The following is an 18,336-nucleotide window of genomic DNA, read 5'->3' as shown; positions in this document are numbered from 1 at the left end:
ACCCCGGCGCGCGCCCGTTTCATGACCGCCCGATGACCTTGTACGCGTCCTCCAGGAGCTCCTCGGGCGGGCCTTCCAGCCGGGCGGGCACGGCCAGCTCGTCGAGGACGACGAAGCGCTGCTTGGCCCCGCGGTTCTTCTTGTCGAGGCGCATGTGGTCGCGCAGCCGGGGCCAGGCGTCGGCGTGGTAGCCGGTGGGCAGGCCGACCGAGGTGAGGATGGCCCGGGTGCGCTCGACGAGGTCGGCGCGGCCGTCGAGCCTGGACAGCTCGGCCGCGTACATCATGCCGATGGCGACGGCCTCGCCGTGGCGCATCCGGTAGTGCTCGGCGCGCTCGATGGCGTGGGCGAGCGTGTGGCCGTAGTTGAGGATCTCGCGCAGGCCCGACTCGCGCAGGTCGGCGCCGACGACCTCGGCCTTGACCCGGATCTTGCGCTCGATCAGCTCGCGGGTGTGAGGCCCGCCGGGGCGGGCGGCGGCCTCGGGGTCGGCCTCGACCAGGTCGAGGATGACGGGGTCGGCGATGAACCCGCCCTTGATGATCTCGGCCAGGCCGGCCACGTAATCGGCGCGGGGCATGCCGTCGAGCACCGACAGCTCGCACAGCACCCCGGCAGGCGGCAGGAAGGTGCCGACGAGGTTCTTGCCCTCGGGGGTGTCGATGCCGTTTTTGCCGCCGACCGCGGCGTCGACCATGGCGAGCAGCGTCGTGGGCACCAGCACCACCTGGACGCCGCGCAGCCAGGTGGCGGCCACGAACCCGGCCAGGTCGGTGGTCGCCCCGCCGCCGACGCCGACGACCGCGTCGGACCGGGTCATGCCGTGGCGGCCGAACGCCGACCAGAGGCCCGCGGCCACCTCCGCGGTCTTGCACGCCTCGCCGTCGGGCACCGGCAGCGCCACCACGTCGTAACCGGCCTCGGCCAGGACTGCGGTGACGGGGCGGGCCAGCTCCGGCAGGCTCTCGGGGTGGATCACCGCGACGGTGGAGACGCCGGGCCTGAGCAGGCCGGGCAGCTCGCCGTGGACCCCGGTGCCGACCACGACGTCGTACGGGCTCTCGCCCTTCACGGTGATGCGGGTAGCCGCGGTCATCGGCCCAGCCCTTCCACGATCTCGTCGGCGAGCTCGGCGGGCTCGCGCTTGTCGGTCGCCACGGTGAGCACGGCGAGCCGCTCGTAGACGGGCCGCCGCTCCTCCATGAGCTTCTTCAGCCGGCTGCGCGGGTTGAGCACGAGCAGCGGCCTGGCCGAGCCGAGGCCGACGCGCTGGACCGCGTCGGCCAGGCCGACCTGGAGGTAGACGACGGGGCGGCCGTCGAGCATGGCCTGGGTCTCCTCGCGCAGCACGGCGCCGCCGCCGAGGGACAGGACGCCGTCGTGCTCGGCCAGCGCCCTGCGCACCGCCTCCAGCTCCAGCTCGCGGAAGTGTTCCTCGCCGTCCTCGATGAAGATGTCGCTGACGGGCTTGCCCGCGACGGCCTCCACGTCGGCGTCGGTGTCGCGGAAGGTGACGCCGAGGCGCTCGGCGAGCAGGCGGCCCACGGTCGTCTTGCCGGACCCGGGCGGGCCGATCAGCACGGCCTTGATCATTTGATCACCATGGATGAGAGGTAGCCGGACAGGTTGCGGGCGACTTCCTCGACGGAGTCGCCGCCGAACTTCTCCACCGCCGCGTCGGCCAGCACCAGCGCGACCATCGCCTCGGCCACGACGCCGGCGGCCGGCACGGCGCACACGTCGGAGCGCTCGTGGTGGGCCTTGGCCGCCTCGCCGGTCTTGACGTCGATGGTGGCCAGCGCCCTGGGGACGGTGGAGATGGGCTTCATGGCGGCGCTGACGCGCAGGATCTCGCCGTTGGTCATGCCGCCCTCGACGCCGCCGGCGCGGTTGGTGAGGCGCCGCACGCCGTCTTCGGAGGTGTATTCGATCTCGTCGTGGGCCTCGGAGCCGGGCCTGCGCGCGGTCTCGAAGCCGTCGCCGACCGCCACGCCCTTGATCGCCTGGATGCCCATGAGGGCGGCGGCGAGACGGGAGTCGAGCCGGCGGTCCCAGTGGGTGTAGCTGCCGAGGCCGGGCGGCAGGTTGTAGGCGAGCACCTCGACGACGCCGCCGAGGGTGTCGCCGTCCTTGTGGGCCCGGTCGATGCGCTCGACGATCGCGGCGCTCCCGTCCGGGTCGGCGCAGCGGACCGGGTCGGCGTCGATGCGGGCCAGCTCGCCGGGGCCGGGCAGGGTGGTGGCGGGGCTCTGGACGCCACCGATGGAGGTCACGTGGCTGAGGAGGTCGACGCCGAGCGCCTGCTTGAGGAAGCGCCTGGCGACCTCGCCGAGCGCGACGCGGGCGGCGGTCTCGCGGGCGCTGGCCCGGTCGAGGACGGGGCGGGCGTCGTCGAAGCCGTACTTCTGCATGCCGGCCAGGTCGGCGTGGCCGGGGCGGGGCCGGGAGCGCGGCGCGTTGCGGGCCAGGCCCTCCAGCTCGGCCGGGTCGACCGGGTCGGCGGCCATGACCTTCTCCCACTTGGGCCACTCGGTGTTGCCGATGCGGATGGCCACGGGGCTGCCGATGGTGCGGCCGTGGCGGACTCCGCCGACGATCGTCACCTCGTCCTGCTCGAACTTCATCCGGGCGCCGCGGCCGTAGCCGAGACGGCGGCGGCGCAGGGCCTCGTCGATGGCGGCCGTGGTCACCTCGACGCCTGCGGGCAGGCCCTCCAGGATGGCGACGAGCTCAGGGCCGTGGGACTCTCCGGCGGTCAACCAGCGCAACATGAGTCCAAGTCTTCCATGCGCGGCCGGGTGCGACGTCCGCGCGTTCACCTGCCGAGACGTTCCGGGATCGAGACTTTCGTCGACGGAGACGTTCAGGGCTGGAGACAGAGCGCGGCGAACGCTCCGAGCAGCATGAAAGGACCGAACGGGAACTCGGTGCGCCGGTCGCCGCGCCGGGTGACGAGCAGCAGGATCGCGTAGAGCGCGCCGAGCAGCTGCCCTCCGACGGCGGCGACGACCCATGCCTGCCAGCCGGCCGCGGCGCACGCCATGCCGATCAGCCCGGCCAGCTTGACGTCGCCGAGGCCCAGGTCGGCGGGCCTGATCAGCCAGAGCAGCCCGTAGCAGGCGGCCAGCGCGAGCCCGCCGAGCAGCGCCCTGGCCGGCTCGCCGGTGGGCAGCAGGGTGAGCGCGAGGATCGGGTACGAGGGCAGCGTGATCACGTCGGGCAGCCGGGTGGTGCGCCAGTCGACCGCGGCCAGCGCCGTCCCGGCGACGGCCGCGTACGCGTACGGCCATCCGGCCCGCCACACCACCAGCGTCAGCACGACGGCGGTGATCAGCTCGTACGTGGGCGGCCAGGCGGGGACGGGCACCGTGCGCAGAGTGGCCAGGAGCGCCCCGCGCCCCTCGGCGCGCGTGTCGGCCGGTTCCTGCTCGAACGCCCCGGCGAGCGTCCGCACATAACGCCCCGCCACGACCCCCAGCAGTACGAGGGCGGCGGGCGCGAGCCAGGACGACGGTCCGGCGAGCACCAGGGCGTCCGGCGAGAGGGCCTCCACCACCGGGTGTACGAGCACGCGCCGCACTCTAATGCGCGACGGCCCGCCCCGCCGGAAAAGCCGGGACTGGGCGCCTGACCACCACCACCCGCAACGAAGCCGAGACCGCCCGCTGCCAGCTCTCGCTTTCCAGGGGCCGGGATCGGGCACCTGACCACCACTGGCCTGCTGTCAGCTCTCCCCTTCCAAGGGCCGGGACTGGGCACCTGACCATCACCGGCCGCAGTGCAGTCGAGACCGGCTGCTGTCAGCTGTCGCCTTCCAGGCGCCGGGACCGCCGGTCGGGAACCTGGGACCGCGTGCTGGTCGCTAGCGCCCGCGGGCGACCTTTCTGGCGAACCAGCCGCGCTTCCTGACCGGCTCGGGTCTGGCCACGGTGAGGCCGTCGAGGGTGCCGGACTCGATCGCGGCCAGGGCGCGGAGCACCTCTCCCTCGATCACGAACTGGACCGGCCCGGCCACGTCGACGACCACGGCGGCGGCGCCCTCGGCGGCGGCGGCGCGGCAGACCTGGAGCGTCGTGGCCTGGATGGGCCGGGCGTCGGGCCGCCACAGGCGCAGCGGCTCGGTGCCGGTGAAGGCCAGCACCGCCTCGCGCCCGTCCTTGCCGACCAGCTTGGGGAGCGCCATCTCGCTCTCCTTCTCCTGCCGCACGCCGTGCGCCCCGATCTCGGACGAGGTCAGCAGGGCGACGACGGGCACCAGCAGCCGGCTCTCGCCGAGCGCGTTGAGCACCCGCTCGGGCCCCGCGGCGCCGGCCTGGTAGGCGGCCAGCGCGGCGCTCACCAGCGGCGGCGTGCTGCCGTCGTCGCCGGCGTCGAGGGGATCGGGAATGGTCAGCACGCCTCCGACCCTATCCGGACGCGGCCCCGCCCTCGTCCCCGGTGCGTGCGGCGTTCCTCGCCGGAAGACTGGAGCGCGCGGGCCGCCGCCCGGCCCACGGGATGAGCGGGTCGTGCGCCGCCACCTTCTCCCGCATCCCGTCCTTGAGATCCAGCAGCCGCTCGGCGGCACAAGGCTCATGTCAGGTCGTCGAGGCCCTTGCCCGACTCGCGCATGGCCCGCTCCATCGCCGCCCTGCCCTGGGTCCTGGGCTCCCTGCCGGGCTCCTCCACCGGCTCGCGGTCGTCCTCCGCCGGCTCCAGCAGCGGCTCGGCGTCGGTCTTCGGGGCGTTCTCGTCGGGCGTGCTCATCGGTCGTCCTCCCTGGTCAGAGCCGTTGACTGCGCTCTTCTACCCGTCGGGGGCCGAGGGAACCCGCACGCGGCCGTCAGCCGGCCACCGGCGGCAGTGCCGCGGAGCTCTCCTCCTGGTCGGATCCGGTCGCCCGCAGCAGGTCGACGACGATCGACCGCAGCTGCGCCACGATCACCGCGGAGGAGAAGCCGACGCCGTCGTCCGGCCGCTGCCGGGTGGCCACCGCCAGCAGGGCCTGCCGGGCGAGCACGGGCTCGCGGCCCGCCCCCAGCTCCAGCTGGAGGAGCAGCGCCGCCTCCGACACCTCGCGCATGGACTCGGCCAGCGACGCGGGCGGCGGCTGCGGCTCGCCGAGGGCGGCGAGTGTGCGGCGGGCCAGCACCCTGGCGTTCCTGAGCGCGTGGTCGACCGGCTCGGCGGCGGTCTCGTACCGCGCCAGGATGGCCCGCCGGTGCCAGTGCATCGGCGAGATCAGGATGATCTCCTTGCTGGTCTCCAGCGCCTGCTCGAACTCCGCCACCACCGCCTGCGTGCCGCGCGCCTCCTCCAGCGCCTCGGCGGCCAGGTCGGCGTCGCGTTTCTCGATCGCCTCGGCCGCCTGCTCCAGCGCGGTGGAGAGGGCGTCCAGCACCCCGGAGGCGTGCTTGGCCGCGAGGGCGAGCGGGCTGGCCGGCATCAGCGCGACCGCGGCCAGGCCCACGGCGCCGCCGACGAGCGCGTCCACCATCCGGTCCAGGCCGCCCATGTCGTCGCCGGGCAGCACGGCCGCGACGAGCACGGCGGAGGAGGCGACCTGCGCCACGAACAGCGCCCCGCTGTCGAGCAGCACCGCGGTCGTCATGGCCAGCGCCACCACGAGCGCGATCTGCCACGGCCCGGACCCGATCCAGGCCACCAGCAGGTCGCCCACGCCGACGCCGAGGCTGACACCCACCACCAGCTCGGCCACCCGGCGCAGCCGCTGGCCGAGCCCGATGCCGACGCTGATGAGCACCGCGATGGGCGCGAAGAACGGCCGGACGTGGCCGAGCAGCTGGGTGGCGACGAGCCACGCCACGCCCGCCCCCACGGAGCTCTGCGCGATGGCGGGGGCCATCAGCCCGAACGTCCCCACCCGGCCCCGCATGTGATCGCCGAGCTTCGTTCCCACCCTTGTCATCCTTGCCGATCATAATGACATTCCGGTCACCTCGGCCATAGTGGCCGATATCAGCCCAGTATGCGCGTGGCTATTGTCGTGAGCATGAGACCGAGGAGCCGGGAGGGGACCCGGCGGCGCATCCTCGACGCGGCCCGCCACCTGTTCGCCGAGAACGGCTACGACCAGGTGACGATGCGCATGCTCGCCGCCGAGGCGCACGCGAACGTGGCGCTGATCAACCGCTACTTCGGCTCCAAGCGGAAGCTGTTCGCGGAGGTGCTGGCCGAGCAGGGGCGCTTCCCCGGCGTTCTCGACGACGGCGGCGGCGACCTGGCGGCGCGGCTGGCCGAGTACGTCGCCGACCGGCTCGGCTCCGACTCCGACAACCCGGTGCTGGCGACGCTGACCCGCTCCGCCTCCAGCGCCGAGATCGGCACGCTCGCCGCCGACCGGGTGCGCACCGCCCTGCTGGAACCGCTGACCGCCCGGCTGGACGGCGGGCAGGCCGAGCTGCGCGCCTCCATCGCCACCGCGCTCATCATGGGCATCGGGCAGTTCCGCCAGCTCATGGGCCCGGTCACGCCGGTGGAGCGCGACGAGCTGGTGACCCGGCTGACCGCCGTGTTCCGCGCCTGCCTGGACTAACCGCCCAGGAAGTCGTCGACCGCCTGCCGGAAGGCCACGCGCTCGGTGGTGTGCACCAGGTGACCGGCTTCGATGGTGACCAGGCGGGCGCCGGGGATCCGCTCCGCCAGCAGGTCGGCGCGGAACGGGCTGGCCTGCCCGCCCGAGATCACCAGGGTGGGCGCGGTGATCCGGGCCAGCCCGCCGAGCCAGGCCGGGTCGGGGTGCAGGAACTGCCGCTCGGTGTCGTGCATCATGCGCCAGTCGAAGCCGGTGGAGTCGTCCTCGACCAGGGCCGGCCGGTCGCGCATCGGCACCGGCAGCGCCGAATCCTCCACCACCAGCCGCGTCACCCGCTCGGGGTGGCGCATGGCCAGGTGGTAGGCGACCATGCCGCCGAGCGAGTGGCCGATCACCGTGGCGGTCGCGGCGTCGTGCAGGTCGAGCAGGGCCGCGACGTCCTCGGCCATCTCCGGGATGGGGTAGGTGCCGGGGAAGTCGCTGGCGCCGTGGCCGCGCAGATCGGGGACGAGCACGTGGTAGCGGTCGGCGAAGTGGCGGGTGAAGCCGTTCCAGTCGTTGTGGTCGGCGGTCCGGCCGTGCAGCAGCACCAGCGCGGGCGCCGCCGGATCGCCTTCTTCCCGGTAGGCCAGCCGGATCCCGTTGACCTGGGCTTCGCGTCTCACAGCAGGGACCCTACGGCACCGGGATGCGCTCGACGCGGATGGAGAAGACCTCCTCGCGCGGCACCACGACCTCGTAGGCGCCATGATCGACCATCCAGTAGCCGAGCGCCTCGGCCTTCATCCCGCTGTGGCCGGTGTAGGCGATGTGGAGGCCGTCGTCGTCCTCGTCGAGCACGATGCAGGGCTCGCCGCCGAACGTGCCGACCGTGCGGATGAGCACCAGCCACTCCAGCTCGGAACGGGCGACCGTGCGCCGCCAGTAGCCGGAGGCGGGCTCGAACCCGTCGAGCTCCTCCTCGCTCAGCAGCACGACCCGGTCGTCGGGCCCGAGCGCCGCGGGCAGCGTCAGCTCTCCGAACCGGGCGACGAAGCCGGAGGCGACCGGCGTGATCTCCTCGCTCATGCCGAAGGCCGCCACGTCAGCCCGTCGTACTCGGCGAACGGCCGCTCGCCCGAGCCGGTGACATGCATGATCCGCGCGCCGGCCGGGATCGGCATCGGGACGGTGTGGAACTGCGGCACCACGTGCTCGCGCGAGGTGGTGAACCCGTTGCCGGCGAACGGCGGCGCGTCGCTCCAGTCGCCGCCCATGTGCGGGCCGTACGGGACGGAGTAGGTGTCGACGTCGCGGGCGTGCCAGCGCAGCACGTAGAGCTCCGGCACGTCGGAGGTCAGCTCCGAACCGTCGAACGACAGGTCGAGGCCATGGTAGAAGTCGCGTGGGGTGGTCAGTCGCGCGCAGTCCTGCACGCGGTAGACGTAACCGGAGATGACCGTGCGCTTGCCCGACAGGTAGGGGACGAGCAGACGCGGCGGGACCACCTTCTGCATCTGCGTTCCGCTCACGATGACCACTTTACGATCTGTTGACCCCGAGAACGCGATGTTCGAGGCAGGGCAGGGCGGACCTGGCCCGGACGGTGACCTCCGGGTCGAGCTCCACCACCTGCACCCCGGCGGAGGAACCGAGGTCGGCCCTGACCACGCCCAGCGGGTCGACCAGCATGCTCCGCCCCACCCCGTAACCGTCGGACGACTCGGCCGGGTTGGGCGCCTGGCCGACGGCGGCGGTCCACATGGTGTTCTCCAGGGCGCGGGCGCGCACCAGCGTCACCCAGTGGTCCTCCTTCAGCGGCCCCGAGCCCCAGGCGGCGATCACCGCGAACATGTCGGCGCCCTGGTCGACCAGCGCCCTGGTCAGCTCGGGGAAGCGGATGTCGTAGCAGGTGACCAGCCCCACCCGCAGACCCGCCAGCTCGACCACGACCGGCTCGGCGCCGGGCGCGACCAGCCCCGACTCCTTGGCGCCGAACGAGTCGAACAGGTGGATCTTGCGGTAGGCGCCCCTGAGCTCGCCGGAGGCGTCCAGCGCGACGGCGGTGTTGTGGACCAGGCCCTGGCCGGGCTCGAAGACGCCCGCGATCACCGCCACCCCGTGCCGTCTGGCGGCCTCGGCCACGCCGGTGACGAACGGCCCGTCGAGCGGCTCGGCCAGGTCGGTGATGCGTTTGCCGTAACGCGTGAGCGTCGCCTCCGGGAAGATCGCGAGGTCGGCGCCCTCGGCCCGGGCGAGCGCCTCGCGCACCCGTGTGAGGTTGACCGAAGGGTCAGGTGACACCGGGACCTGGCAGAGGGCGATTCTCGTCACGGCCCGACTCTAGCCGGTTGGGCACGCGGCGGAACCGGGTGAGCATGCGCCAGATCCATTCCAGCGGCCCGTAACGGAACCGGCGCAGCCACCACCGGCTGAACACCGCCTGCACGGCCACGGTGACGCCCGCCACGGCGAGCACGGACCAGCGGGTGGGATCGGCGTCCACCAGCCCGCCGGCGAAGAAGATGACGAGCGTGCCCGTCACGTAGTTGGTCAGCGCCATCCTGCCCAGCGGCTCCAGCACCGCCGACAGCCACGGCCGCAGCACCAGGACCAGCCCGGTCGAGTAGGCGGCCGCGCCGGCCAGCGCGCCGAGGGTGTAGAGCGTCCAGTCGCCGGACAACGACGCCGCCGCGGAGAGCAGCACGCCGCACACCGCGCTCACCCCGAAGGCGGGCAGCAGCAGCTCCCGCGGCGGCCGCAGCTGCATCAGCGCCATGCCGACGAGGAACATCCCCGGGATGAGCAGCACCCCGCCGCCCGCCATCACCCCCCACGCGGTCACGCCCAGCCCGAGCAGCAGCACCGGCACCCCGCGCCACAGGAACGAGGCGGGCAGCAGCACGATCAGCCCGTAGAAGGCGTAGTCGGTGAGCACCTCGCCCGGGTACCAGATGTGCTGGACCAGCCCGAAGACCATCAGCCAGAGCAGGCGCGACAGCAGCGACCACCGCCCGGCCCGCTGCAGGTAGAGCACGAAGCTGATGCCGAACAGCAGCGAGAAGATCGGGTAGAACCGGCTCTGGAAGAAGGACTCGACCGTCCAGTCGATCCCGGTGTAGGTCTCCTTGGCGGCGTGCTGCCACGTGTTGACCAGCATGATGCCGCCCACCGCGAAACCGCGGAGAGCGTCCAGCTCACGAATACGCGATGGGGAACTCAGGTGAACCACCCTACTGAGGGAACTCCGTGACCCGGCCCGCGCGCGTCGGCCCGCCCGGCCGACACCTTACTGTGAACATGTGACGGAACCACTTGTCTCCAGGATGCGCTCCTTCGGCACGACCATCTTCGCCGAGATGAGCGCGCTAGCCGTGCGGACCGGAGCGATCAACCTGGGCCAGGGCTTCCCCGACACCGACGGCCCGGCCGCCATGCTCGACCACGCCGTGCACGCGATCCGCTCCGGCGCCAACCAGTATCCTCCGGGCCCCGGCGTCACGGAGCTCAGGCAGGCGGTCTCCGAGCACCGCGAGGAGCACTACGGCCTCTCCTACGACCCCGACGGCGAGATCCTGGTCACCGTCGGCGCCACCGAGGCCATCGCGGCCGCGATCCTGGCGCTGTGCGAGCCGGGCGACGAGGTGATCGCCTTCGAGCCCTACTACGACTCGTACGCGGCCTCGATCGCGCTCGCCCAGGCGCGGCTGGTCGGTGTGACGCTCCGCCCGGACGGCGGGCGGTTCGCGTTCGACCCCGGCGAGCTGCGCGCGGCGATCACCCCGCGCACCCGGGTGATCCTGGTCAACTCGCCGCACAACCCGACCGGCACCGTGTTCACCCGCGAGGAGCTGACGCTCGTCGCGGAGCTGTGCCGCGAGCACGACCTGATCGCCGTCACCGACGAGGTGTACGAGCACCTGACGTTCGACGGCGTGGAGCACGTCCCGCTGGCCACGCTGCCGGGCATGCGCGAGCGCACCGTGATGATCTCCTCGGCGGGCAAGACGTTCTCCGTCACCGGCTGGAAGACCGGCTGGATCTGCGCCCCGGCCCCGCTGGTGGGCGCCGTGCAGACGGTCAAGCAGTTCCTCACCTTCACCGCGAGCGCGCCCTGGCAGGCCGCGGTGGCCTACGGGCTGCGCCACGAGCGCGAGTGGGTGGCGGCGCTGCGCGCCTCGCTGCAGGACAAGCGCGACCGCCTCATGGAAGGGCTGGCCGCGGCCGGGTTCGAGGTGTTCCGCCCGGCCGGCACCTACTTCGTGCAGACCGACATCCGGCCGCTCGGGTTCGACGACGGGGTCGCGCTCACCCGCCGGCTGCCCGAGCTGGCCGGCGTCGTCGCCATCCCCACCCAGGTGTTCTACGAGCACGCCGAGCGGGGCCGCCCCTTCGTCAGGTTCGCCTTCTGCAAGAAGGACGAGGTCATCGACGAGGCGGTCACCCGGCTCAAGCGGCTCTCGGGCTAGTCGGCGCCCAGGTCGGCGCCCAAGATCGGCGCCCAGATCGGCGATGGCCGCGACCGGGCCGCCGCCCGACGGGCCCTGGTGCACGGCGGCCACCGACACGAACACCGCCGGGTCGCCGGTGACCGCCGCGGCCACGCCGCCGACCGTCGCCTTGATCTGGCGATGCCAGTGCACGTCGGAGTCGTCGAGCATGATGTTGCGCCGCCCGCGCACCCGGCCCGACGGGTCGGCCTCACACTTCATGAACACGTTGACCAGCCGCCCGCTGAGGTCGGAGTGGTGGGGACGGTCCGGCAGCGGCAGGCCCGCGTCGCGGATCGCCTCCCAGATGCCGTCGGCGTCGAGCGCGTCGCGCATGACGCTGTGGCCGATGCGGTAGCGGCCGCCGATGCCGCGCACGTTGCCCACCAGCACGATCTGCGCCCGGTCCAGCTCGACGCCGGACGAGCAGGACGCCACCGACGAGTACAGCGAGAGGTCCTTGTGGATCTGGTCGGCGCGCGGCATGTCGATCTCGCCGAGCGCGACCGCGATGCCCAGCGCGGTGGTCGAGTTCGACAGGTCCATCGACGGGCCCGTCTCCTCGATCGCGGTGTCCTCGCCGCGGCTCTTGGCGTCGGTGATCGTGGCCAGCGTCAGCAGCGGCGTCTTGGTCTGCACGTAGTGGACGTCGCGCGGGTCGTCGATGCCGGCGATCTTCATGGCCTCGCGCACGCCCGCCGCGACCTTCTCCACCATGGCCGGCCTGCCGATGTCCTCCGGCAGGATCACCTCGCTCATCGCCACGCCGACCGACAGCCGCGGCTCGTCCGACGGCGGCGCCGACGCCGGGTCCACGCTCGCGAAGATCGTGGCGTGCGGGCTGAGCACCCCGTCGGTGCCGCCCGACCAGACCAGCGGCACGCTCTCCGGCGCCGGATGACCCTTGGCGGACAGCACGTCGCGGAACGCCCGATCGGCCAGGATGCGGGTGTAGTCGTTCACCCCGCCGTTGCCCTCGGTCTTCCCGATCACCGCGAGCACCCGCCGCGCCTCGATCACCCCGTCGTCGATGAGCCGCTCCAGCCCCGAGGCGTCCGTGACGCTCTCGATCGGCACCTTGCGCACGTCAATCGGATCCGGCATCCCGCGCCCCTTCTCACCAGTGCAACCGCGTCGAACGGCATACCCGGGGTTCACACTAATGACGCAGGAAACGGTCTTTCACTGGCAATGTCTGCCAACTAGCCGCCCAGGTTGCGGTAGCGCTCCAGCCGGGCGGCCTTGCGGTCCGCCGGGCTCCGCCGCAGCAGCATGGCGATCTCGTACTCCAGAGCCCGCCCCACCCGCTCGCTGAAGGCGTGGTGCTCGTACGCGGCGTCCGGGCGTTCCGGGATCACCCGGTCCACGATGCCGTCGCGGCGCAGGTCGGTGGCGCGCACGCGCTGGGCCTGGGCGATCTCGGGGGCGAAGTCGACGCTGCGGTAGAGGATCGTCGAGGCGCCCTCGGGCGGCAGCGGCGACAGCCACGCGTGCTGGGCGCTCAGCACCCGGTCAGCCGGCAGCAGCGCTAGCGCCGCGCCGCCCGCGCCCTCGCCCAGCAGCAGGCAGACCGTCGGCGCGTCCAGCATGACCAGCTCGGCGAGACAGCGTGCGATCTCGCCGGACAGGCCGCCCTCCTCGGCCGCCTTCGACAGCGCCGCGCCGGCCGTGTCGATCACCGTCACCAGCGGCAGCCGCAGCTCCTCGGCCAGCCGCATGCCGCGCCTGGCCACCCGGAGCCCGCCGGGGCCGAGCGGCGAGCGGGCCCGCTGCCCCCGCCGGTCCTGCCCCAGCACCACGGCCGGGGCCGCGCCGAACCTCGCCAGCGCCAGCACCAGCCCCGGTTCGTTCTCGCCCGCGCCGCTGCCGCTGAGCGGGGTCACCTCGGTGGCGGCCAGCTTCAGCAGCTCGCGCACGCCCGGCCGGTCGTCGCGGCGCGACCGGGTGATCGCCTCCCACGCCTCGACCGGCCGCAGGTCCTCCTCCGGCTCCTCGCCGGCCGGGACCCGCTCGCCGCCGGCCGTCAGCACGCCGAGCGCCCTGATCGCCACCTCGCGCACGTCCTCGGCCGGCACCACCGCGTCGATCAGGCCGTTCTCGTACAGGTTCTCCGCCACCTGCACGCCCGACGGGAACGAGTAGCCGTACAGCGACTCGAACACGCGCGGCCCGAGGAACCCGATGAGCGCGCCCGGCTCCGCCGCCGTGACGTGACCGAGCGAGCCCCACGAGGCGAACACCCCGCCGGTCGTCGGATGCCGCAGGTAGACCACGAACGGCAGGCAGGCCGCCCGGTGCTCCTGCACGGCCACCGTGATCTTGATCATCTGCGCGAAGGCCAGCGCGCCCTCCTGCATCCGGGTGCCGCCCGACGCCGGGGCCGCCAGCAGCGGCAGGCGCTCCCTGGTGGCCCGCTCGACCGCCGTGACCAGCCGCTCGGCCGCCGCCACCCCGATCGACCCGGCCATGAACGAGAACTCGCACGCCACCACCGCCACCCGGCGGCCGCCCAGCAGCCCCTCCCCCGTCACCACGGCCTCGTCGTAGCCGGACTTGGCCCGCGCCGCGGCCAGCTCCTCGGCGTAGGAGGAGCCCGGCTCGGCCGGCTCGGCGGGCGGCGCGTCCCATGACCGCCACGACCCTCTGTCGAGGACCGTCTCGATCATCGTGCGCGCGTCCGGACGGCTCACCATCGCTCCTTCGTGTCGGCCCTCGGGCGGAACCTGATCATCGCTCACGCTCTTGGAGCCAGTTCAGCACGGCCTCCTCGTCCTGGCCGAGCATCGGCGGCGCGGTGTGGCGCATCCCCGTCAGCCCGTCGAAGCGCAGCGGCGGCCCCGGCAGCTCGATCCTGCCCAGCACCGGGTGGTCCACCTCGACCAGCAGGCCCTGGGAGCGGGTCTGGTCCCACGCGTAGACCTCGTCGATCGAGCGGATGGCCCCCGCCGGCACCCCGGCCTCGCCCAGCCTGGCCAGCCAGTGGGCGCGGTCGTGGGCGCCCAGGGCCTTCTCCATGTCGGCGATCAGCTCATCCCGGTGCGCGAATCTGTCCCTATTGCTGGCATATTTCGCCATATCAGGATCGATGTCGAGTAGCTCGGCCACCTTTCTCCACTGGCCGTCGTTCGCCGCCGCGATCTGCAGCATCCCGTCGGCGCACCGGAAGGCGCCGTAGGGAGCGATCGAGGCGTGGTGGTTGCCGTTGGCCCCCGGCACCTTCCCGCCGACGGTCCAGGCCGTGCCGTGGTAGGAGTGCACGCCGGTGACCGCCGCCAGCAGCGACGTGCGCACCACTCTCCCCTCGCCCGTACGCTCCCGCTCGTACAGCGCGGCCACCACCCCGTACGCGCCGTGGATGCCCGCCAGCAGGTCGGCGATCGAGGCGCCGACGCGGTAGGGCTCGTCAGGCGACGGGCCGGTCAGCGACATCAGCCCGGCCTCGCCCTGGGCGATCTGGTCGTAGCCGGGGCGGCCGCCCTCCGGCCCGTCGTGGCCGAACCCGGTGATCGACAGGATCACCAGGCGCGGGTTCAGCTCGTGCAGCCGGTCGGCCGTGAAGCCCAGGCGGTCGAGCACGCCGGTGCGGAAGTTCTCCACCAGCACGTCGCACTGCCGGACCAGGCGCTCGACCAGATCCTTGCCCTCCGGGGTCTTCAGGTCGACGGCGATGGACTGCTTGTTGCGGTTCGCCGCCAGGAAGTATGTCGATATTTCGTGATCCGGGCCTACGAAGGGCGGGCCCCAGCCGCGCGACTCGTCCCCGCCCTCCGGATGCTCCACCTTGATCACCCGCGCGCCCAGATCACCCAGCATCTGCGCGGCATGAGGGCCCGCCAGAGCCCGCGACAGATCGAGCACCACGATGTCACCGAGGGGTCCGGGCAACGTCAACCTCCTGCGTGCGGGTCGGAGCGGGAGCACATTGTCTCAGCCCCACCACCCCAGTCATCTACCCTGGGCCCGTGGAATCCCTGGCCCGCCGCATCCGGGCGCTCCCCCCGTCATGCGGCACGGTTCGGCTGGTCGCCGTCGACGGCCCCGCGGGGTCCGGCAAGACCACGTACGCCAACGCGCTCGCGGCCACGCTCGGCTGCCAGGCCGTGCACGCCGACGACTTCCCCGTACCCTGGCACGAAGGCCCCGCCACCTGGTTCGCCGCCCTCTTCGACCAGGTTCTCGAACCGCTCCGGCAGGGACGGCCCGGCGGTTTCCGCCGCTATGACTGGGTTCGCGGCGCCTACGCCGAGCCGGTGGCGGTTCCCGTCGCGCCGGTGCTGATCATCGAAGGCGTGGGCACGGCCAGGAAGTCCGCCGCCGATCTGCTGGCCTACGGCATCTGGCTGGAGGCGCCCGACGACGTCCGGCTCCGGCGGGTGCTGGAGCGCGACGGGCCGGGGCTGGAAGAGCGGTGGCGGGTGTGGTTCGAGGCCGAACGCGCCTGGTTCGCCGCCGACGGCACGCGCGCCCGCGCCGACCTGATCGTCTCCACGGCGCCTCCCGGCGGCGGCCCCATGGGTGACGCGCCGCGTTGACGGCGGTCCTATAGGCGACGCGGCGCCTGCCGACGCCTTTACAAAGTAGATTCGCGCCCGGGACGCGGCGCGGCGCTCAGGACTTCAGCACCTTGGCCAGGGCCTCCGCGATGTCGGCGGCGCGGGCCGGGTCGTCCATGAGCATCGCCTGACGCACCCACACCACGCTCGCGGCCGCCGCGTCGGCGGCGGGGCACGGCCCGGTCCTGGCGCCCTCCGCGGCGAGCGCGGCCATGGTGCCGAGCGGCGGGTATCCCGCGTCCAGCGGCACCCCTTCGGCGGCCATGGCGGCCAGCAGGAAATCACGCTCGACGGGCGTGCCGATCCGCAGCATGACCAGGTGCCGCGAGTCCCGCGTCGTGCCCGGCGGCGGCCCCAGCATCGTCACCGGCAGACCGGCCAGCTCACGTTCGAGCGCGGCGCAGAAGGCAGCGCGGCGGGCGAGCTCGTCGTCCAGCCGGTCCAGCCACGGCAGCAGGAGCGCGGCCTGGATCTCCGTGAGGCGCAGGTTCCAGCCGACCGAGGGGTGGCCGTACCACTGGCCGCCGGGGCGGCGGCCGACGTTGCACACCGACCAGATCGCCTCGTACGCGGACTCGTCCCGGCAGACGACGAGCCCGCCCTCCCCCGCCGTCATGGCCTTGCTGGACTGGAAGCTGAACACGCCCGCGTCGCCCAGCCCGCCCACCGGCCGGTCCTTGTAGGCGGCGCCGTGGGCCTGGGCGGCGTCCTCGACCACCGTGAGGCCGTGCCGGGCGGCGAGGTCGGTGATCGGGTCCATGTCGGCAGGGCTGCCGGCCAGGTGGACGGGCATGACGGCGGCCGTCCTGGGGGTGAGCGCCTCTCGTACGGCATCCGGTGACAGGTGGAGGTGGGCCGGGTCCACGTCCGCGATCACCGGGACCGCGCCCGTGAGCAGCACGGCCGTGGCCGAGGCGACGAAGGTGTAGGCGGGCACGATCACTTCGTCGCCGCGGCCCACGCCCAGGCCCTTGAGCGCGGCGAACAGGCCCAGCGTGGCGTTGCCCGCGGCGACCCCGTACGGGACGCGGGCGGCGCGGGCGAACGCGGCGACCAGGTCCGTGACCACGGAGCCGCCCTGGGTGGCGCCCCACCGCCCGCTCTCCAGCACGTCCATGACGAGCTCGCGCTGGCGGTGGTCGAGCGGCGGCGGCCACGCGGGCCAGGGGTCGGTGCGGACCGGCGAGCCGCCGTGGATCGCGAGCGTCACGGGAGGTCCCTTCTTCGGCGCGGGTTTCGGTACGGGCGGGGGGTTCCGGCGTGGGCGAGCGCGGGGCGGCCGGCGTCTCCCGCCGGTCCTCCGCGATCTCGGGGTGCCGCGGAGGTCAGGGGAGGCGCGGGCCCAGGATGCGGGCCAGGTTGCCGCCCTGGATGAGGGCGCGGTCAGCGGGGGCGAGGGGAGCCAGGGCGACGCGGCCATAGCCGATCCTGAGGTCGAGGAAGCAGGCGTCCGAGCCGAAGACCACCCGTTCCGCCCCCGCCAGCGAGGCCAGGCGGGCGATCCAGCGGCCGGTCGACTTGGAGCCGCACACCTCCAGGAACACGTTCGGATGGCCAGCCACGAGGCGGGCGGCGCGGGCGAACCCGGACGGCCACAGGCCGGTGTGGCCCATGAGGATCGGCACGTCCGGATGCCGGGCGGCGACGGTGGCGAACTGTTCCGGGTCGCTCCACGGCGAGTCCGTCTGCCCGTGGGAGAGCACCGGCAGGCCGAGCTCCCAGACCGGGTCGTACCGAGGGTCGTCGAGGCGGCACTGGTGGACGTCCGGGTGCAGCTTGACGCCCCACACGCCGTCGCGGGACAGCGGGGTGCGGTGGTGCGGGTTGTAGACCTGCCAGACGCCGAACCGGCCGGGGTGGCGTTCGGCGATCTCGCGGGCCAGCCGGTTGCCGCGCCCGGCGTCGGGGCCGACGGCGAGCAGGTGGCTGATGCCCATGGCGGTGACGCCGATCCGGTCCATGGCGGCGACCAGGCCGCCGGCGGTGGGGTCGGGGATGAGGAAGTCGGGCCAGGTGCCGACGTGGCCGTGCGCGTCGAGGATCATGGGCGGCCTCCGAGCAGCCTTTCCAGGGAGCCCGCCGCGATCAGGTCGGTCTCGCGCGGGGTCAGGCCGAGGTGGTCGAGGAGGAAGCGCGGGCCGCAGTCGTCGGCCACGGGGGCGCCGGTGCCGAACACCAGCCGCTCCGCGCCGAACCGCTCGGCCAGCCACTCCACGCCGCCCTGGGTGTTCACCGTGCCGGTCTCCACCCGGACGCCCGGCGCCTCGGCCATCAGCTCGGCCAGCGCGCGCAGGCGGCGGTAGCCGGGGTTGAGCACGAGGATCCGCAGGCCGGGCAGCCGCTCGGCGAGGGTGCGGAGCTGCGCCGTCGAGGTCTCGTCGAGGTCGACGGCGACGGCGGGGCCGGGCGCCGCCCCCGCGCCCAGGGCGGCGAGCCAGCGGAGCGCGACCGGGCCGGTCAGGTCGAACCGGTGGCGCTCCGGGCAGAGCCGCACCATGCGCACCCCCCACGCCCGCACGGCGTCCGGCGTGGCGGGCGCGCACGCCCCCGGCACGCCGGGCACCACGACGGGCACCGGGACGAGCCGGGGGTCGCCGAGCGCGAAGAGGGCGTCGTTGCCCGCCTCCGCGTCGGAGTAGAGGCTGAGGGTGTGCGTCACCAGCGCCCTGGCGATGCCCAGACGGTCCAGGTCGGGCCGCGGGTCCACCGGCAGGTCGTCGAACGGCACGGGGCCGGCCAGCCGGTGGGCGTCCACGATCAATTTCGGCACAGACCGAAA

General features: G+C 73.5%; 20 protein-coding genes and 1 pseudogene. 3 read left to right on the top strand and 18 right to left on the bottom strand.

What is annotated here, in order from left to right; all coding sequences use genetic code 11:
- Nucleotides 1-19 precede the first annotated feature (19 nt).
- The 7 genes from aroB to ABD999_RS01925 all read right to left on the bottom strand — a co-directional run bounded on the left by aroB (nucleotide 20) and on the right by ABD999_RS01925 (nucleotide 5,908).
- Complete coding sequence (gene aroB, locus ABD999_RS01955) at nucleotides 20-1,096, bottom strand: 3-dehydroquinate synthase (protein ID WP_219543264.1); 1,077 nt, start codon at nucleotides 1,094-1,096, stop codon at nucleotides 20-22.
- The gene (locus tag ABD999_RS01950; protein ID WP_271274913.1) at nucleotides 1,093-1,593 is read right to left on the bottom strand and encodes a shikimate kinase; all 501 of its coding nucleotides are present in this window, start codon (nucleotides 1,591-1,593) and stop codon (nucleotides 1,093-1,095) included. The genes aroB and ABD999_RS01950 overlap by 4 nt, the downstream gene beginning before the upstream one ends.
- Nucleotides 1,590-2,771: a chorismate synthase gene (gene aroC, locus ABD999_RS01945; protein WP_148030480.1), complete on the bottom strand. Its 1,182-nt coding sequence runs from the start codon at nucleotides 2,769-2,771 to the stop codon at nucleotides 1,590-1,592. The genes ABD999_RS01950 and aroC overlap by 4 nt, the downstream gene beginning before the upstream one ends.
- Before the next feature lie 92 nt (nucleotides 2,772-2,863).
- Nucleotides 2,864-3,571 (bottom strand): prepilin peptidase, encoded by a 708-nt coding sequence (locus ABD999_RS01940; RefSeq protein ID WP_271274914.1) that lies wholly within the window; start codon nucleotides 3,569-3,571, stop codon nucleotides 2,864-2,866.
- Between the two features lie 291 nt (nucleotides 3,572-3,862).
- Nucleotides 3,863-4,396, bottom strand: coding sequence for an SseB family protein (locus tag ABD999_RS01935; protein ID WP_219543262.1), 534 nt, complete (start codon nucleotides 4,394-4,396; stop codon nucleotides 3,863-3,865).
- A 176-nt stretch (nucleotides 4,397-4,572) separates the two neighbouring features.
- A complete protein-coding gene (locus ABD999_RS01930) occupies nucleotides 4,573-4,746 on the bottom strand; it encodes a hypothetical protein (protein WP_187281055.1) in 174 nt (57 codons plus the stop codon).
- A gap of 76 nt (nucleotides 4,747-4,822) precedes the next feature.
- Nucleotides 4,823-5,908 carry an FUSC family protein gene (locus ABD999_RS01925; RefSeq protein ID WP_271274915.1) on the bottom strand — a complete coding sequence of 362 codons (1,086 nt, stop codon included), beginning with the start codon at nucleotides 5,906-5,908 and terminating at the stop codon, nucleotides 4,823-4,825.
- A gap of 84 nt (nucleotides 5,909-5,992) precedes the next feature.
- Here ABD999_RS01925 and ABD999_RS01920 point away from each other — a divergent pair, with 84 nt between their 5' ends.
- Complete coding sequence (locus tag ABD999_RS01920; protein ID WP_271274916.1) at nucleotides 5,993-6,535, top strand: TetR/AcrR family transcriptional regulator; 543 nt, start codon at nucleotides 5,993-5,995, stop codon at nucleotides 6,533-6,535.
- Here the strand turns inward: ABD999_RS01920 and ABD999_RS01915 are convergent.
- The 5 genes from ABD999_RS01915 to ABD999_RS01895 are packed head-to-tail and all read right to left on the bottom strand — an operon-like array spanning nucleotide 6,532 to nucleotide 9,674.
- Entirely contained in the window at nucleotides 6,532-7,200 is a 669-nt protein-coding gene (locus ABD999_RS01915) for an alpha/beta fold hydrolase (RefSeq protein ID WP_271274917.1), read from the bottom strand. The two genes, ABD999_RS01920 and ABD999_RS01915, sit on opposite strands and share 4 nt — an antisense overlap.
- A gap of 10 nt (nucleotides 7,201-7,210) precedes the next feature.
- Entirely contained in the window at nucleotides 7,211-7,603 is a 393-nt protein-coding gene (locus ABD999_RS01910; RefSeq protein WP_148030475.1) for a hypothetical protein, read from the bottom strand.
- Complete coding sequence (locus ABD999_RS01905) at nucleotides 7,600-8,046, bottom strand: hypothetical protein (protein ID WP_261808420.1); 447 nt, start codon at nucleotides 8,044-8,046, stop codon at nucleotides 7,600-7,602. The genes ABD999_RS01910 and ABD999_RS01905 overlap by 4 nt, the downstream gene beginning before the upstream one ends.
- Nucleotides 8,047-8,056: 10 nt before the next feature.
- Nucleotides 8,057-8,848: a carbon-nitrogen hydrolase family protein gene (locus ABD999_RS01900; RefSeq protein ID WP_271274919.1), complete on the bottom strand. Its 792-nt coding sequence runs from the start codon at nucleotides 8,846-8,848 to the stop codon at nucleotides 8,057-8,059.
- Nucleotides 8,808-9,674 (bottom strand): DUF418 domain-containing protein, encoded by an 867-nt coding sequence (locus ABD999_RS01895; RefSeq protein WP_271274920.1) that lies wholly within the window; start codon nucleotides 9,672-9,674, stop codon nucleotides 8,808-8,810. The genes ABD999_RS01900 and ABD999_RS01895 overlap by 41 nt, the downstream gene beginning before the upstream one ends.
- Before the next feature lie 142 nt (nucleotides 9,675-9,816).
- On the opposite strand from ABD999_RS01895, the gene ABD999_RS01890 reads away from it, so the two are divergent.
- A complete protein-coding gene (locus ABD999_RS01890) occupies nucleotides 9,817-10,983 on the top strand; it encodes a pyridoxal phosphate-dependent aminotransferase (RefSeq protein ID WP_271274921.1) in 1,167 nt (388 codons plus the stop codon).
- A 96-nt stretch (nucleotides 10,984-11,079) separates the two neighbouring features.
- Here ABD999_RS01890 and bar read toward each other — a convergent pair.
- The 3 genes and pseudogenes from bar to ABD999_RS01875 form a co-directional block, all read right to left on the bottom strand.
- A pseudogene (bar, locus tag ABD999_RS01885) lies at nucleotides 11,080-12,108 on the bottom strand (barbiturase); the annotation flags it as partial.
- 98 nt (nucleotides 12,109-12,206) lie between these two features.
- Entirely contained in the window at nucleotides 12,207-13,697 is a 1,491-nt protein-coding gene (locus ABD999_RS01880) for a carboxyl transferase domain-containing protein (RefSeq protein ID WP_271274922.1), read from the bottom strand.
- Nucleotides 13,698-13,731: 34 nt separating this feature from the next.
- Nucleotides 13,732-14,889 carry a CaiB/BaiF CoA transferase family protein gene (locus ABD999_RS01875; RefSeq protein WP_148030470.1) on the bottom strand — a complete coding sequence of 386 codons (1,158 nt, stop codon included), beginning with the start codon at nucleotides 14,887-14,889 and terminating at the stop codon, nucleotides 13,732-13,734.
- Nucleotides 14,890-14,966: 77 nt separating this feature from the next.
- On the opposite strand from ABD999_RS01875, the gene ABD999_RS01870 reads away from it, so the two are divergent.
- The gene (locus tag ABD999_RS01870) at nucleotides 14,967-15,536 is read left to right on the top strand and encodes a uridine kinase family protein (RefSeq protein ID WP_271274923.1); all 570 of its coding nucleotides are present in this window, start codon (nucleotides 14,967-14,969) and stop codon (nucleotides 15,534-15,536) included.
- A 76-nt stretch (nucleotides 15,537-15,612) separates the two neighbouring features.
- On the opposite strand, the gene ABD999_RS01865 is transcribed toward ABD999_RS01870, so the two are convergent.
- The 3 genes from ABD999_RS01865 to ABD999_RS01855 all read right to left on the bottom strand — a co-directional run bounded on the left by ABD999_RS01865 (nucleotide 15,613) and on the right by ABD999_RS01855 (nucleotide 18,327).
- Complete coding sequence (locus ABD999_RS01865; protein WP_271274924.1) at nucleotides 15,613-16,767, bottom strand: DegT/DnrJ/EryC1/StrS family aminotransferase; 1,155 nt, start codon at nucleotides 16,765-16,767, stop codon at nucleotides 15,613-15,615.
- A 115-nt stretch (nucleotides 16,768-16,882) separates the two neighbouring features.
- Entirely contained in the window at nucleotides 16,883-17,602 is a 720-nt protein-coding gene (locus tag ABD999_RS01860; RefSeq protein ID WP_271274925.1) for an amidohydrolase family protein, read from the bottom strand.
- The gene (locus tag ABD999_RS01855) at nucleotides 17,599-18,327 is read right to left on the bottom strand and encodes an amidohydrolase family protein (protein ID WP_219543250.1); all 729 of its coding nucleotides are present in this window, start codon (nucleotides 18,325-18,327) and stop codon (nucleotides 17,599-17,601) included. The genes ABD999_RS01860 and ABD999_RS01855 overlap by 4 nt, the downstream gene beginning before the upstream one ends.
- Between the last annotated feature and the right edge of the window lie 9 nt (nucleotides 18,328-18,336).

This window comes from Nonomuraea ferruginea (assembly GCF_039540635.1).
GTDB classification, from domain to species: Bacteria; Actinomycetota; Actinomycetes; order Streptosporangiales; family Streptosporangiaceae; genus Nonomuraea; species Nonomuraea ferruginea.
The sequence above is the reverse complement of the archived record's forward strand: the minus strand, read 5'-3'. Positions and strand labels throughout refer to the sequence as shown.